Genomic DNA, 14,742 nt, shown 5'->3' on the forward strand with positions numbered 1-14,742 from the left:
TTGAAGTTTTTGATCTTAAATCGATTAAATGACATATCCTGCATTTTGTTCATAATGTTCACGAGCAGGAAAACCCTTGTTTGGCTACTCTAACGCGACACAAAATAACGACACTTCAAGCCCGGCTGATGCGTAAACTCAAGCTCAAAACCCGGATGATTCTGACTCTGGGCCTGCTCGGAGCTCTGCAGACCACTCTTATTGGCGGGTTCGCGGGCTACTACCTGAGCAACTCCCTGTACGAGGAAATTGGCCAGCGGGCACTGATGGTCGCCAAGACCGTCGCCGCCTCACCCGCCATCATCGACGGCATCCGCAGCCGCGATGTGCCCGGCCTGAACGCCCTGGCCCGGCGCCTGGCACAAACCAACCAGGCGCTGTTTATCGTGATTGGTGACGACCAGGCCATTCGGCTCGCCCATCCAGACGCCGCACGCCTCGGTTTCTCGATGGGCGATGACGATGGCGACTACGGCGAGGAAGCCCTGATTCATGGCCGGGCCTATGTGGCCCGGGCCATGGGCAGCCTGGGGGAATCCATGCGCGGCAAGGCACCGGTGATCGATCCGGCCAACCAGAGAATTCTGGGCATTGTCTCTGTGGGCTACAGCCTGTCGCAGGTGGAGAACACCATTGGCCGCTACAACCTGGTGCTCTACGGCGTGGTGGGGCTGATGCTGCTGGTAACCGCCATTTCCGCCATTGTCATTGCCGGACGCTTCAAAAAAGCCATTTTCGGGCTGGAACCGGAAGAAATCGCCCACCTGTTTCGGGAACGGGACGCCACCCTGCAGTCGGTGCGCGAGGGCATCATCGCCATCAACCGGGACGGCGTGATCACCACCGCCAACCGGGCCGCCTGCGACACCCTGGGCCTGAGCCCGGACACGCGCCTGGCGGGCCAGCATATCCTCGATGTGTTGCCCGACAGCACCCTGCTGTCGGTGCTGGAATCCCATCAGCCGGATTTCGACCATGAAGTGTGGCTGCAGGGTCGGCAGATGGTAGTCAACCGGCTACCGGTGCGCCAAGGCGACGAGGTCATCGGTGTGGTGGCCAGTTTCCGGCGCCGGGACGAACTGGATCTGGTCAGCCGCCAGCTCACCCGCATCCAGCAGTACGCCGACACCCTGCGTAGCCAGACCCACGAATACTCCAACAAGCTGCACACCATCGCCGGGCTGATCCAGATCGGTGCCCATGACGAGGCGCTGGCGCTGATCAGCAGCGAAACCAGCGACCACCAGTCGCTGCTGCACTTGCTGCTGGAAGCGGTGCCCGACCCGATCATCGCCGGTTGCCTGCTGGGCAAGTACAATCGGGCCAGAGAACTGGGCCTGCACCTCGACATCGATCCGGACAGTGCCATGGAAGACATTCCCGATGCCATGCCGCGGGATCAGCTGGTGAGTGTGCTCGGCAACCTGATTGAGAATGCACTGGAAGCCACCCGCAAACACACCGGCCCTGGCGGCCAGGTGCGGCTGTCGATGACCGGCCTGGGCGAAGAACTGATTTTTGAAGTGGAAGACCAGGGGCCAGGCGTTCCCGAGGCAGCGCAACAGGCCATTTTCGAACGCGGGGTCAGCAGCAAGGGCGAAGACCACGGCATCGGCCTGCACCTGGTGCAGCAGTTCCTGAATCGCTGGGGCGGTTCGGTGACGGTCGAAAACCTGCCCGAAGGCGGCAGCCGGTTTACACTGTACCTGCCCAAACAACCCGATGAGACCAGCAACCTGTGACGCCGATACGTTTACTGATCGTGGAAGACGACCGCAAGATTGCCGAAATCCAGCGCCGGTTTGTCGAGCGCCTGGATAACGTGGAACTCTGCGGCATTGCCCATACCCTGGCCGACGCCCGGGATCTGGCCGATGTGATGGCACCCGACCTGATGTTGCTGGATGTGTATTTTCCCGACGGCAACGGCCTGGACCTGCTGCGGGAGTTGCGGGCCAACGACAGCCACACCGATGTGATCCTCATTACCGCCGCCAAAGAAGTGGACACCCTGCGCAGCGCCCTGCGTGGTGGCGTGTTCGATTACATCCTCAAACCCCTGGTGTTCGAGCGTTTGCAAGAAGCCGTCAATCGCTACCGTGAGCACCTGCAACAACTGGCCACGCTCAATCAGCTGGCCCAGAAAGAAGTCGATGCCCTGTTGCCCCGGGGCAGCCGGGAACAGGATGCCCCGGAAACACAGGCACGCCTGCCCAAGGGCATCGATGCCCTGACCCTGGAAAATGTACGGGAGATTCTTACCGAGGGCGGTCGCTGGAGCGCCGACGACATGGGCCGGCGCATGGGTGCCTCCCGCACCACCGCCCGGCGCTATCTGGAATTTCTGGTAGGCACCGGCGAGCTCAGCGCAGAGGTGCAGTACGGCTCGGTCGGGCGCCCGGAGCGGTACTACCTGCTCAAAAAACCCTGACGGTCAACACGGGATCATGCCGGTTTAAAGCCGCCGCTTTTCCCAGAGCGTCAGCTCTGAAAAACTGTGCTGGAACTTGTTGCGGGTCTCGCGAATCACAAACGGCAGACTGCGGGGCTCGGCCAACAGCCGGAAATGCGGGCTCAGGCACTCCTTCAGACCATCCAGTGTGGACACCGGCTGGCCATCGCGTAGGTAACCGCCCAGCCACTCGGCTTTGGGTGTGTACTCCTCCAGCCAGGTATAGGGCGAGGCGATCAGCAGTAACCCCAGGTCGTTGATGCGTTCGTGGATCTGCTCCAGAAACAGCCGGGGCTTGTACAAACGGTCAATCAGGTTGCCCGCCAGCACCAGGTCATAGTCCCGGTAATCATCACCCAGATTGCAAGCGTCGCCCTGATGGAACGCCACCCGCCTTGCGGCATCGTCCAACTCCAGACTGGCCAGGGAACGCGCCTGATAGCTCACCAGCTCGCCCTCCTCCGGGCGGGCATACCGGGCCACGCCTTGCGTGATCACATCGCGACACTGGCGGACAAACGCCTCCGAGTAATCCACGCCATCCACATGGTCAAACTGGCGGGCCAGTTCCAGCGAGGTTCGCCCCACAGCACAGCCAATATCCAGTGCCCGACAGGTCGGCCGGCCGTCCAATGCCTGCAACGCGGCATCGGCCAGCTCCTTCGGGAAATTGCCTTCACCGTGCCAGCGCTCGCCGTAATGGAATTCCAGGTACTGGGCAAGGGTGGTGTCGTTCTCGTAATAGCCAGACGGCTCAGTCATCATGGTCTCCTGGCGCAGCGGCTTCCGGCGTGCGCCCTGTCCGGGTTGGGTAAAACGGTTGCATCAGGGGCGCAAGGCCCCTGGCATGATTATCTCAACGCCCAAGCTCAGGCAACTTCGCTTGTCATTTTGCCGTCACAAAACACTCACCTCACCGTCATACAACTCCGGCAGATTGTGGCCTGAAAATTCCATGCGCCGGAAACAGGATAACAACCAAGTGTTGAGCAATGCCTGCCGGCTACGGACAACCGGAAAAGGAGCAAACCCATGATGAAAAACGGACTCTGGCTGGCAATCTCGCTGGCCATGCTGACCGGCTGCAACAGCGACAGTGATAACACTCCCGCCACCGAGGGTGAACGCCTGACGGTGAATATCCTTCATATCAACGATCATCACTCGCACCTGGAAGCCGGGAAGCAAACCCTGACTATTGCTGGCCAGGAAACCGAATTCAGTGCCGGTGGTTTTCCCCGGATAGTCAGCAAGATCAATGAGCGGGCCGCCGAACTGGACAACGTACTGAAGCTGCACGCCGGTGATGCCATCACCGGCACCCTGTACTTCACACCCTTTGAAGGCGAGGCCGATGCAGCCCTGATGAACCAGGTCTGCTTCGACGCCTTCGCCCTGGGCAACCACGAGTTTGACCGCGGCGATGAAGGCCTGGCCGGCTTTCTTGATGCGCTGGCGGCAGGCGGCTGCAACACGCCGGTGCTGGCCGCCAACGTAAAACCGAAAATCGGCACACCGCTGGCGCCAACAGCCCAGAACGACTACCTCCAACCCTACACCCTGCAGGAAGTTGACGGACAGCAGGTGGCCATTATCGGGATCGATATCGCCACCAAAACCAAAAACAGCTCCAGCCCCCTGGCAAGCACCGAGTTTCTGGATGAAGTAGAAACCGCCCAGCGCATGATCGACGACTTGTCCGCCCAGGGCGTCAACAAGATTATTCTGCTGACGCATTACCAGTATGCCAACGACCTCGCCTTGGCCCAGAAGCTCTCCGGGGTAGATGTCATCATCGGTGGCGACTCCCACACTTTGCTCGGCGACTTTGAGGCCTATGGCCTGACCGCATCCGGGCCCTACCCCACGGAAGTCACCAATGCCGACGGTGACAAGGTCTGTGTGGCCCAAGCCTGGCAATACGCCCGGGTGGTGGGTGAACTCAATGTCACCTGGGACGAAAATGGCCGGGTGGCCTCCTGCTCTGGCACACCGCACCTGTTGCTGGGTGACCGCATCACCCGGGAGGACAGCAGCGAACAGGAGTATCAGCCAGAGGGTGAAGAACTGGCGGCCATCGAAGCCGCCATCGCCAGCGATTCACAGCTCAGCATCGTTAATGACGATCCCACGGCTGCCGGAATTCTGGCCAGCTACACCAGCCAGCTCGACAGCTTCCGCAACCAGGTGGTAGGCACCGCCACAGACGACCTGTGTCTGGCCCGGATTCCCGGGCGCGCCTACGGCGATGCCAGCTGCAGCAATGAAGACCCAATCCGGGGCGGGGACATCCCCAACCTGGTAGCCCAGGCCTTTCTGTTCCTGAGTAAAGACGCCGATGTCTCGATCCAGAATGCGGGCGGGGTGCGCACCGATATCTTCCAGGGAGACATCACCATTGGCGATGCCTACACCCTGTTGCCCTTTGCCAATACCCTTACTGACCTGACCATGACCGGCGCCGAAATTCGCCAGGTACTGAACGAAGCCATAGACTACGCCCATGCCGAGGGCGGCTCCACCGGCGCCTACCCCTATGCCGCTGGCCTGCGCTGGAACGTCGATATGAGCAGACCGGCCGGTGAGCGCCTGTACGCTATCGAAGTCCGCCCCCGGGATGGCGCAACCTGGCGGGCACTGACGGACAGCGAAACCCTCAAGGTGGTCAGTAACAGCTTCACCGCCGGTGGCCGGGACGGTTACCTGACCTTCGGCACCGTCAGCGCTGATGGTCGTGCCACCGATACCTACCTGGACTATGCCCAGTCGTTCGTCGACTACGTAAAGGAAAAAGTGACCCTGGGCAAACCCGCACAGGGCGAATACTCCACCCAGCTCTACCTGCCAGCGCCCTGACCTGGCCAGGGGAATCCGGTATGCCGGGTTCCCCTGCATCCACAGACATTACCCTTGAAGAAAACCGCCACAGGCATCATTGTGAACAGCCAACGCAATGACTTCTTCACAGGTATCCAAGCCCCATGGCATCCACACCCGAATACTCCCTGCTGGAACTGGCCTCTGTGCGCGAGGGCGATTCCGTAGCCACCACCCTGGCCAACAGTGTACGTTACGCGCAGCACGCCGAAGCCCTGGGCTTCCGTCGCTTCTGGCTGGCCGAGCACCACAACATGGAAGGCATTTCCAGCTCGGCCACTTCGGTTCTGGTGGGCCATATTGCGGGCCAAACCGAGCGCATCCGGGTCGGCTCCGGCGGCGTAATGCTGCCCAATCATCCGGCGTTGGTGATTGCCGAGCAGTTCGGCACCCTGGAATGCCTGTATCCCGGGCGCATTGATCTGGGCCTGGGCCGTGCCCCGGGTACCGACCCCATGACCGCCAGGGCCCTGCGCCGGGATGGCCTGGGCGCCGAGCAATTCCCCGAAGACGTTGCCCGCCTGCAACATCTGCTGGGGCCCTTGCAACCCGGCCAACCGGTGAAAGCCATTCCCGGCGCGGGCACAGAGGTGCCCATCTGGTTGCTGGGCTCCAGCCTCTACAGTGCCCAGCTGGCGGCCGCCCGGGGCCTGCCCTACGCCTTCGCCGGGCACTTCGCGCCCCGGCTGTACCGGGAAGCCTTGCGAGTCTACCGCGACAACTTCCAACCCTCGGCCCAGCAAGCCACGCCCTATGCGATGCTGGCCATTCCGGCCATTCCCGCCGAATCTCTCGATGAAGCCCGCTATCTGGCGACCACCAGCTACCAGCGTATTCTGGCCCTGTTCCGCGGCCAGCCGTTGTGGATGAAGCCGCCAGTTGAGTCGATGGACGGCCTCTGGAACGCCGCCGAACAGGCCAGTGTCCGGGACTTCCTGAAACTCCAGATCATGGGCGACGCTGCGGCGTTGCGCCAGCAACTGGACGAATTACTGGCGGATATCCAGGTCGAGGAACTGATGTTCACCGTCGATATTCACGCACCGAAGAAGCGCCGTCAGGCACTGGATATTCTGGCCGCCACCCGGGCTGCCACAGCCATTCATTGAAGGACGCCGTTTTATGCCCGCAACACCGTTTCATGTGTTTCTGTCCCACGGCCTGGAAAGTGGCCCCGGCGGCACCAAAGTCCAGGCCCTGAAGGCGGTAGCCGAAACCTTTGAGGGCGCGGTGGTGCAGGCGCTGGATCACCGCAACACCCGCGATCCGGCGCAGCGTCTGCAGCAAATGCAAAATGCCATGATCCGGGCCGGTGCCCGGCCGGAGCGCACCCTGCTGGCTGGCTCAAGCATGGGCGGCTGGGTGTGCGCCCGAACCAGCGAACTGACTCCGGTGCTGGGGTGTTTTTTGCTGGCTCCAGCACTGGCTCTACCGGATTACCCGGAGTCCAAGCCGACAATCGGTGCTACCCACACCCGCATCATTCACGGCTGGAACGACGAGGTGGTACCGGTGATGCCGGTGCTGGAACTGGCCCGCCAGCAGCAGCTCGAAACCCTGGTTCTGGCCGACGGTCACCGGCTCGAAGACAGCGTGCCACGCATCGCTCAGGAGTTCCGGAGTTTCATTGAACGCTGCCTTGGCGAATAGAATCCAGATTGATTTCATAAACTTGCAATGTCGTTTATTCCGCCGAACCCGATCCGCTTATTTCCCCCGTTTCCTTGCGAAAACGACTCAGTTTTGCCAGTCTAAAAATACGTAACAATGGGTTAACGTAAAAAAAAGCGGAGACAACCCGATGAGCAGCACAAGTAAATTCAAGAAGCTGGCTGGTATTTCAGCGCTGGCACTTGCTGGCCTGACGGCGGCAAACGCCGTGAATGCAGCCAACTGGCGCTACGCCCATGAAGAATACGAAGGCGACGTTCAGGACGTATTCGCTTACAAGTTCAAAGAATACATCGAAGACAATTCCGACCACACCCTGCAGATTTACCGCTTTGGTGAGCTGGGCGAGTCTGACGACATCATGGAGCAGACCCAGGCCGGTATCCTGAACTTCGTCAACCAGTCCCCCGGTTTCACCGGCTCACTGATTCCCGAAGCCCAGATTTTCTTCATTCCCTACCTGATGCCCACCGACATGAGCACGGTGATCGAATTCTTCCGTGAATCCGAAGCCATCAACGAAGATTTCCCTGAGCTCTATTCAGAGAAAGGCCTGGAACTTCTGAAGATGTATCCGGAAGGGGAAATGGTGGTGACCGTGGATGAGCCGGTGACCACGCCAGAAGAGTTCAGCAACAAAAAGATCCGGGTAATGACCAACCCGCTGTTGTCTGAAACCTATTCCGCGTTTGGCGCGACGCCCACGCCGCTGCCCTGGGGCGAAGTGTATGGTGCGCTGCAGACCAACATGATCCAGGGCCAGGAAAACCCGATCTTCTGGATCGAGTCCGGCGGCTTGTACGAAGTGTCACCGAACCTGGTGTTCACCGGCCACGGCTGGTTCACCACCGCCATGATGGCCAACCAGGACTTCTACAACGGCTTGTCTGACACCGACAAGAAGCTGGTTCAGGATGCCGCCGACTACGCCTTTGAGAAAATCATTGTGCACATTGACGGCCTGGCCGACAAAGCCCTGGAAAAAATCAAGGCTGGCAGTGACGAGGTCACGGTTACCCGCCTGAACGACGAACAGATCGAAGCCTTCAAGGCCCGCTCTCCGCAGGTTGAGAAGAAGTTCATCGAGATGACTGGCGAGCGCGGTAAAGAGCTGCTGGGGCAGTTCAAGGAAGACCTGAAAGAAGTTCAGAACGACTGAACCGAGCCAAACGACGGCTGCCTGCGTTCGCGCTGGCAGCCGTTCAGCTTTAACCCCGCCCCGCCGGGGGTTCTTCCCGCCGGGAGCGACATGTTCTGGAGCAGAATCCATGTCCGAGAAATCCCCGGAGATCGAAGACGACACCGGACACTATGAATCGGGCCTGCCCGGTTTTCTGGGTACCATTGATGTCTGGATTTCCAATGTAGAGGCCGTCATGCTCGCCGCAGGCGTGATCCTTATGGCCCTGAACACCTGCGTGAACGTTATCGCGCGTTTTGTTTTCGGTGAAGGCCTGTTTTTCACCGGAGAGATCAACCGGATACTCATTATCCTGATCACCTTTGCCGGCATCGGCTATGCAGCCCGCCACGGCCGACACATCCGTATGTCTGCCCTGTACGATGCCTTCCCCACCAAAGGACGCAAGGTGCTAATGATCATCATCGCCCTGTTCACCTCGGTGGTCATGTTTTTCCTGTGCTACTACTCCTATGAGTACATCCAGACGCTCTACAGCCGTGGCCGGATTCTGCCAGCCCTGGGCTTCGAGATCTGGTGGATCTATATCTGGGCGCCCGTAGGCTTTGCCATCACCGGCATCCAGTATTTGCTTACCGCCATCAAGAACTTCACCACCCGGGATGTCTACCTCTCCACCGGGGTGGTTGATGGTTACGCAGATACCGAATCGGAAGTCTGAAGCAGCACACACCTGACAGGTCAAGGAAATAACCATGGCAACTATTATGATGATCATCATGATCGGGCTGCTGCTTCTGGGCTTCCCGATGATGATTCCCCTGACCACCGCAGCCGTGGTCGGTTTTGTAATGATGTTCGACGGCTTCGGCCAGATGGGCACATTCATTCAGCAGATGATGGGTGGCATCCGGCCGGCGTCGTTGATTGCCGTACCCATGTTCATACTGGCGGCCGATATCATGACCCGCGGCCAGTCCGCCGACCGGCTGATCAACATGGTGATGGCCTTTATCGGCCACATCAAAGGCGGCCTGGCAATCAGCACCGCCACCTCCTGCACCCTGTTCGGGGCAGTCTCCGGCTCCACTCAGGCCACCGTGGTCGCGGTGGGCTCGCCACTGCGCCCGAAAATGCTCAAGGCAGGCTACTCCGATCCCTTCACCCTGGCGCTGATCATCAACGCCAGTGACATCGCCTTCCTGATTCCGCCCAGCATCGGCATGATCATCTACGGGGTGATCTCGGAAACCTCCATTGCCGAGCTGTTCATTGCCGGCATCGGGCCTGGCATCCTGATTCTGTTCATGTTCTCGATCTACTGCCTGATTTACGCCTACAGGAACAATGTACCCACGGAAGAAAAGGCTACCTGGAAAGAACGCGCCCTGTCGGTAAGGGATGCCTCCTGGCCGCTGATGTTCCCGGTAATCATTGTCGGCGGTATTTATGGCGGCATCTTCAGCCCCACAGAGGCAGCCGCGGTGTGTGTGCTGTACGCCTTCCTGCTGGAGTTTGTGGTGTTCCGCTCCCTCAAGCTGACCGATATCTACAAGATCGCCAAGTCCACCGGCCTGATCACCGCCGTGGTGTTCATCCTGGTGGCTGTGGGTAACGGTTTCTCCTGGATCATTTCTTTCGCCCAGATTCCTCAGGCAATTCTTGAGGCGGTGGGTGTTAACGAAGCGGGCCCGGTGGGTGTACTGATCGCCATCTGTGTGGCCTTCTTTATTGCCTGTATGTTTGTCGACCCGATCGTGGTCATCCTGGTGCTCACGCCAATCTTCGCGCCCGCCATTCAAGCCACCGGCCTGGACCCGGTGCTGGTGGGTGTGCTGATTACCCTGCAGGTGGCCATCGGCTCGGCCACGCCGCCGTTTGGCTGCGACATCTTTACGGCCATCGCGATTTTCAAACGGCCCTATCTGGAAGTGGTGCGCGGCACCCCGCCGTTTATTTTCATGCTGGTGGCCGCAGCCGGGCTTATCATCGCATTCCCGGACATTGCCCTGTTCCTGCGGGATGTGGCTTTCGGTGATTAACCCCACAGCAACCTGACCAAGGAGAAAATCATGTTCAAACGGATACTGGCGGCTGTGGATGGCTCCAAGACTTCACTCAAGGCTCTGGACAAGGCCATAGATCTGCAACGGCTGATGCCTGAGGCGGAAATTTACATTCTCTGTGTTTACAAGCACCACAGCCTGTTCGAGGCGTCGCTATCGATCGGTCGGCCCGACGAAATGGACATTCCGGATAAAGTCCTGTCGGAGTATGCCAAGGGGGTAGTGAATCACGCCAAGGAGCTGGCCAAGGAGCACGGCGCCACTAAGGTGCGGGGCTTTGTGAAAGCCGGCCGCCCCTCCAAGGTAATCGTCAAGTTTGCCCAGGACAAGGAAGCCGATCTGATTGTGGTTGGCACCAAAGGCACCAATACCGACAAGGACGGTGTCTTTCTGGGCAGTGTGTCGCACCGGGTGGCCTCCCAGGCCAAGTGCCCGGTGCTGGTGGTGTAATCCCACCTTTCCATACCGCACCCCCGTAGCGGGGTGCGGACACCCGGGCTACCTTAGCCCCTCAGCGCTTCTGCCTGAGGGTGGTCACCGCCAGCAGCGCCGACACCAGCATCAGGAACAGCGCTACGGCGTTCAGTACCGGTGTCGAGCCTTCCCGCAATCGGTTAAACAAAGCCACAGTCAGCGGCGTATCGCTGCCGGTCAGCATTACCGTGGTGTTGAAGTTCTCGAAGGACATCAAGAACGCCATGGCCGCGGCACCCAGAATGGACGGCATCAGCCAGGGCAAAGTCACGGTAAACCAAGCCACCAACGGTGTCGCGCCCAGGTTCAGTGCCGCTTCTTCCAGTTGCCGGTCGAACTTGCGCAGGCGGGCGGCGATCACCAGCGTGGCCAGGGTGGTGATGAAGGTCACCTGCCCCATCACCACCAGTGTCAGGCCCGGGCGGAACACGTCCAATTCCAGCCCCCAGAGCCGCGACACGTCATTAGCCATTCCGCTGTAGAACACCAGGATCGACACCCCCAGAATCACCCCGGGAATCACCAGCGGCAACAGCATCAACAGATACAGGAATTCCTTGCCTCGAAACTCCAGCCGCTCGAACAGCACCGCGTTGACACAACCCAGCGCCACGCTTACCAGGGTCACCCAGAAGGCAATCTTGGTGCTCACCCAGAGCGCCGACAGCAGGGCATCGTCGTGGAACAAGCCGGTACGGCCCTCCGTACCATCCGCCAGATACCAGTCGAGGGTAAAGCCCTTCCAGGGCAGTGACGGAAACGGCGCGTCGTTAAAGGCGAAGGCCGCAGTCACCAGCAATGGCAACGCCAGATACACGAAGAAGAACACCAGATAGGTCAGATACAGACCATCAAAAAGTCGGGAACGGGGTACGGATCGAATCATGAGTTACCCCATCACTTTGCGCAGCGACTGGCCGGTGAGCTTCAACCCCAGCCAGACCATCAACGACGACAGGAACAGCAGCAACACCCCCAGCGCCGCCCCCTGCTCCCAGTTGAAGCGGGTGATGAACTGAGTAAAGATTTGCTGGGTAAACCAGGCGCTGTCCTTGCCACCCATCAGTATCGGCGTAAGGTAGCTGCCAAGGGTCAGCATGAACACTACAATGCAGCCGGACACCACGCCGGGCATGGCCCAGGGCACCACCACTTCCCGCAACACCGTCAAATGCCCGCCCCCCAGGTCGTAACCGGCTTCCACCAGGTTCTCGTCCATGCCATCGAGGGTGGTCACCAGTGGCACCACCATAAACAGCAGGCCGTTGTAGACCAGCCCGATAATCACGGCGATATCGTTGTAGAGCATCTCCACCGGGCCATCGACCCAGCCGAGCGCCTGCAGCCAGGTGCTGAACAGACCGCTCTCGCGCAGCAGGATCATCCAGCCGTAGGTACGCACCAGTTCGCTGGCCCAGAACGGAATCAGGCAGGCCAGAAACAGCAGGCCCCGGGCTCTGCCCCGGGCAAGCCGGGCAATATACCAGGCGATGGGAAAGGCAATCAGCAAGGTCAGCAGGGTGGTGAATACCGACATCACACCGGTGCGGACAAAGGTGCGCCAGTAATAGGACTCACTGAAGAAGTTCTGGTATTGCTCGACACCCCACACCAGCGTGTCCCAGCTCTCCCTCACCTGAAAGGAGACCCGCAACATTTGCAAGTGCGGCAGCAGTACCAGCAGCACAATCCACAGCAAAAACGGCGTTAATAAAAGAATCAGCGACAAACGACCAGCAGAAGATCTCACAGCGCTTCGGCTCCAAAGACCCGCGCCAGTTGCGGATCCCAGGCCAGTTGCAGTCCACGCCCTTCGGCCAGGCCCGGGGCGGAGCCATCCTGAGGCAAACGGGCATAGACCGGTTGGCCATTGATGTCCGCTTCAATCCGGCTGTTGGCGCCGTCAAAGAGGGTAGAGCGTACGGTGGCATCCAGGCGTGAGAAACGCTCATTCAGTCCGTCGCCGGTAAACACCAGGGACTCAGGGCGAATGTAGAGGTCAGCCCGGCCACCAACGGCCAGCTGACTGCCAGCCACCTGGCCAGCCACCAGCGCCCCGTGATCCAGTCGCACCTCGGCCAGGTTGTCCCGCAGCGACACCACTTCTCCGGACAACCGGTTGTTGTCGCCCACAAAGCCAGCGACAAAAGGTGTGGCCGGTTCCCGATACAGGGTTTCCGGCGGCGCCACCTGATCGAAGCGCCCCTGGCGCATGACCGCCACCTGATCGGACATCACCATGGCCTCGGATTGGTCATGGGTGATGTACACGAAGGTGGTGCCAAACTGCTTCTGCAGGTGCTTTAACTCCACCTTCATCTGCTCCCGCAGTTTCAGATCCAGCGCCCCCAGCGGCTCATCCAGCAACAACAGCGTGGGCTCCAGCACCAGACAGCGGGCCAGTGCCACCCGCTGGCGCTGCCCTCCAGAGAGTTCCTGGGGGTTTCGGTGAGCCAGCCCCGGCAGGCCCACCTGCTCCAGCACCCGTTCAATTTTTTTCTGGCGTTCCGCCAAGGGCACCTTGCGCCGTTTCAAGCCGTAAGCAATGTTGTCGCCCACCGACATGGTGGGAAACAGCGCCAGGTGCTGGAACACCATGTTCACCGGGCGTTTGTTGGGGGGTACGTCGTTCATCCGTTGACCACGAATGACAATATCCCCCTGGTCTGGCCGGTCAAACCCGGCCAGCAGCCTCAGCAGCGTGGTCTTGCCACAGCCAGACGGCCCCAGAATGGAGAAGAACGTGCCCGCAGGCACGTCCAGGGAGATATCGTTGACAGCAATGTTGTCGCCAAAACGGCGAACCAGATGGTGACAGGATAAATCAGACGCTACAGCCATAGTAATCAGTTTGCCGCCTGTACCCTGTCCAACACCTGGCCTTCCATGGTTTCCAGCCCCGGTGGCACCGGCGGATACCATTTGATGTTATTGATGGCGTCGTCGTTAAAGCTGACCCGGTAGGCATCCCTCAGCTCCGCACGGACAAACTCGTCGGCCCCTTTGGAGGCGGTGAAATTACCCGACGCGTTGGTGATTTTTGCGGCAATTTCAGGCTGCATCACGAAGTTGATCCACTGGTAGGCCGCCTCCTCGTTTTCACTGCGCCGGGGAATGGCAAAGGTATCAATCCAGCCCAGAGCACCGGACTCCGGGGCCACAAAGCGGATATCGGCATTCTCGGCGTTGAGTTTCCAGCCACCGGCATCCCAGGCCATGGCGGCAGTCACCTCACCGGTGCGCAACAACGACAGCAACTGGTCGCCGCCGGTCCAGTAGGTTTTTACGTTGTCCTTGCAGTCAATCAGGGCGCCTTCTACTTTCGCCATGATGCTCTGGTATTCATCCCGGTCGCTGTAGGCGGCAAAGGGGTCCATGCCCAGAGCGAAGGCAAAGCCAATCAGGGTCGGGCGCTTCAAACGGTAACTGACCTTGCCCGCCACTGCCGGGTCGCACAGATCGGTGTAATCGGTCACCGTATCTGCCACAGAGGCGTGAACAATCAGGCCACTGGTGCCCCAGACCGACGGCACACCGTAGGATTTGCCATTAAGCGCGGTGGACTCCTGGGTGGCCTTCACCATGGACGGCTGCAGCTGATCGGTGTTGATCTTGCTGTAATCAATGGGCTTGTAGATGTTGAACTGGCGCTGAACGCCCACAATACGATCCTGGCTTGGCTGCGCCAGATCAAACCCGGCCCCACCCGTGGCCCGGAGCTTGGAAATCATGTCTTCATTGTTCGACAGGGTGATCTTTACATCAATCCCGGTTTCTTTTTCGAACTGGGCCACCACCTCGTCCGGCGCATAACCGCCCCAGGTAATCAGCCGAAGTTCTTCGGCATTCACCGCACCGGACAATCCCAGCGCAGCCACCAGAGACCCAGTCAACAGCAGCGTCTTTCCCTGCATACCTTCCATATCAAATCCTTGTAGAAAGAATGGTGTAAAGCGACCGCCATCAGGCAGACCCAAGCACGTTATAGACCATAAATGACCGTTTTGTGAAGCCTCCAGCATTCAGAGCACTGTCATCAAATCATCATAAGTCCATCCTAG

Annotated in this window: 13 protein-coding genes and 1 pseudogene; 9 read left to right on the forward strand and 5 right to left on the reverse strand. The window is 59.6% G+C overall.

All coding sequences use genetic code 11. The annotated features are described in order from the left end of the window. The first annotated feature begins 128 nt into the window (after positions 1-128). On the forward strand, positions 129-1,742 hold the full coding sequence (locus tag C7H09_RS01430; RefSeq protein ID WP_240616473.1) for an ATP-binding protein: 1,614 nt from the start codon (positions 129-131) through the stop codon (positions 1,740-1,742). Next, complete coding sequence (locus C7H09_RS01435; protein ID WP_106760878.1) at positions 1,739-2,431, forward strand: response regulator; 693 nt, start codon at positions 1,739-1,741, stop codon at positions 2,429-2,431. The genes C7H09_RS01430 and C7H09_RS01435 overlap by 4 nt, the downstream gene beginning before the upstream one ends. Before the next feature lie 24 nt (positions 2,432-2,455). On the opposite strand, the gene C7H09_RS01440 is transcribed toward C7H09_RS01435, so the two are convergent. Continuing rightward, positions 2,456-3,214: a putative 4-mercaptohistidine N1-methyltransferase gene (locus C7H09_RS01440; protein WP_106760879.1), complete on the reverse strand. Its 759-nt coding sequence runs from the start codon at positions 3,212-3,214 to the stop codon at positions 2,456-2,458. A 309-nt stretch (positions 3,215-3,523) separates the two neighbouring features. Between C7H09_RS01440 and nadN the strand changes: the two are divergent. From nadN to C7H09_RS01475, 7 genes and pseudogenes are all read left to right on the forward strand, one after another. Then, positions 3,524-5,230: pseudogene (gene nadN / locus C7H09_RS01445) on the forward strand (NAD nucleotidase); the annotation flags it as partial. Positions 5,231-5,433: 203 nt separating this feature from the next. Then, positions 5,434-6,438, forward strand: coding sequence for an LLM class flavin-dependent oxidoreductase (locus C7H09_RS01450; protein WP_106760881.1), 1,005 nt, complete (start codon positions 5,434-5,436; stop codon positions 6,436-6,438). Between the two features lie 13 nt (positions 6,439-6,451). Then, a complete protein-coding gene (locus C7H09_RS01455) occupies positions 6,452-6,979 on the forward strand; it encodes a YqiA/YcfP family alpha/beta fold hydrolase (protein ID WP_106760882.1) in 528 nt (175 codons plus the stop codon). A gap of 151 nt (positions 6,980-7,130) precedes the next feature. Then, positions 7,131-8,159, forward strand: coding sequence for a TRAP transporter substrate-binding protein (locus C7H09_RS01460; protein ID WP_106760883.1), 1,029 nt, complete (start codon positions 7,131-7,133; stop codon positions 8,157-8,159). 109 nt (positions 8,160-8,268) lie between these two features. After that, entirely contained in the window at positions 8,269-8,862 is a 594-nt protein-coding gene (locus C7H09_RS01465) for a TRAP transporter small permease (protein ID WP_106760884.1), read from the forward strand. A 34-nt stretch (positions 8,863-8,896) separates the two neighbouring features. Beyond that, on the forward strand, positions 8,897-10,183 hold the full coding sequence (locus tag C7H09_RS01470; RefSeq protein WP_106760885.1) for a TRAP transporter large permease: 1,287 nt from the start codon (positions 8,897-8,899) through the stop codon (positions 10,181-10,183). 30 nt (positions 10,184-10,213) lie between these two features. Further along, positions 10,214-10,657 (forward strand): universal stress protein, encoded by a 444-nt coding sequence (locus C7H09_RS01475; protein ID WP_106760886.1) that lies wholly within the window; start codon positions 10,214-10,216, stop codon positions 10,655-10,657. Between the two features lie 61 nt (positions 10,658-10,718). Here C7H09_RS01475 and C7H09_RS01480 read toward each other — a convergent pair whose 3' ends face one another. The 4 genes from C7H09_RS01480 to C7H09_RS01495 are packed head-to-tail and all read right to left on the reverse strand — an operon-like array spanning position 10,719 to position 14,595. Beyond that, entirely contained in the window at positions 10,719-11,567 is an 849-nt protein-coding gene (locus C7H09_RS01480) for an ABC transporter permease (protein WP_106760887.1), read from the reverse strand. Between the two features lie 3 nt (positions 11,568-11,570). Beyond that, positions 11,571-12,431, reverse strand: coding sequence for an ABC transporter permease (locus tag C7H09_RS01485; protein WP_240616474.1), 861 nt, complete (start codon positions 12,429-12,431; stop codon positions 11,571-11,573). After that, the gene (locus C7H09_RS01490) at positions 12,428-13,522 is read right to left on the reverse strand and encodes an ABC transporter ATP-binding protein (protein ID WP_106760889.1); all 1,095 of its coding nucleotides are present in this window, start codon (positions 13,520-13,522) and stop codon (positions 12,428-12,430) included. The genes C7H09_RS01485 and C7H09_RS01490 overlap by 4 nt, the downstream gene beginning before the upstream one ends. Positions 13,523-13,527: 5 nt before the next feature. After that, positions 13,528-14,595, reverse strand: coding sequence for an extracellular solute-binding protein (locus C7H09_RS01495; protein ID WP_420844163.1), 1,068 nt, complete (start codon positions 14,593-14,595; stop codon positions 13,528-13,530). Positions 14,596-14,742: the final 147 nt, after the last annotated feature.

The sequence above is a fragment of the Marinobacter fuscus genome (assembly GCF_003007675.1).
GTDB classification, from domain to species: domain Bacteria; phylum Pseudomonadota; class Gammaproteobacteria; order Pseudomonadales; family Oleiphilaceae; genus Marinobacter; species Marinobacter fuscus.

Bases quoted from the DNA above. Each gene is read 5' to 3' on its own strand.
- C7H09_RS01475 (WP_106760886.1), top strand. From the start codon at position 10,214: ATGTTCAAACGGATACTGGCGGCTGTGGATGGCTCCAAGACTTCACTC.
- C7H09_RS01460 (WP_106760883.1), top strand. From the start codon at position 7,131: ATGAGCAGCACAAGTAAATTCAAGAAGCTGGCTGGTATTTCAGCGCTG.
- C7H09_RS01450 (WP_106760881.1), top strand. From the start codon at position 5,434: ATGGCATCCACACCCGAATACTCCCTGCTGGAACTGGCCTCTGTGCGC.
- C7H09_RS01455 (WP_106760882.1), top strand. From the start codon at position 6,452: ATGCCCGCAACACCGTTTCATGTGTTTCTGTCCCACGGCCTGGAAAGT.
- C7H09_RS01440 (WP_106760879.1), bottom strand. From the start codon at position 3,214: ATGACTGAGCCGTCTGGCTATTACGAGAACGACACCACCCTTGCCCAG.
- C7H09_RS01465 (WP_106760884.1), top strand. From the start codon at position 8,269: ATGTCCGAGAAATCCCCGGAGATCGAAGACGACACCGGACACTATGAA.
- C7H09_RS01480 (WP_106760887.1), bottom strand. From the start codon at position 11,567: ATGATTCGATCCGTACCCCGTTCCCGACTTTTTGATGGTCTGTATCTG.
- C7H09_RS01490 (WP_106760889.1), bottom strand. From the start codon at position 13,522: ATGGCTGTAGCGTCTGATTTATCCTGTCACCATCTGGTTCGCCGTTTT.
- C7H09_RS01495 (WP_420844163.1), bottom strand. From the start codon at position 14,595: ATGCAGGGAAAGACGCTGCTGTTGACTGGGTCTCTGGTGGCTGCGCTG.
- C7H09_RS01430 (WP_240616473.1), top strand. From the start codon at position 129: ATGCGTAAACTCAAGCTCAAAACCCGGATGATTCTGACTCTGGGCCTG.
- C7H09_RS01470 (WP_106760885.1), top strand. From the start codon at position 8,897: ATGGCAACTATTATGATGATCATCATGATCGGGCTGCTGCTTCTGGGC.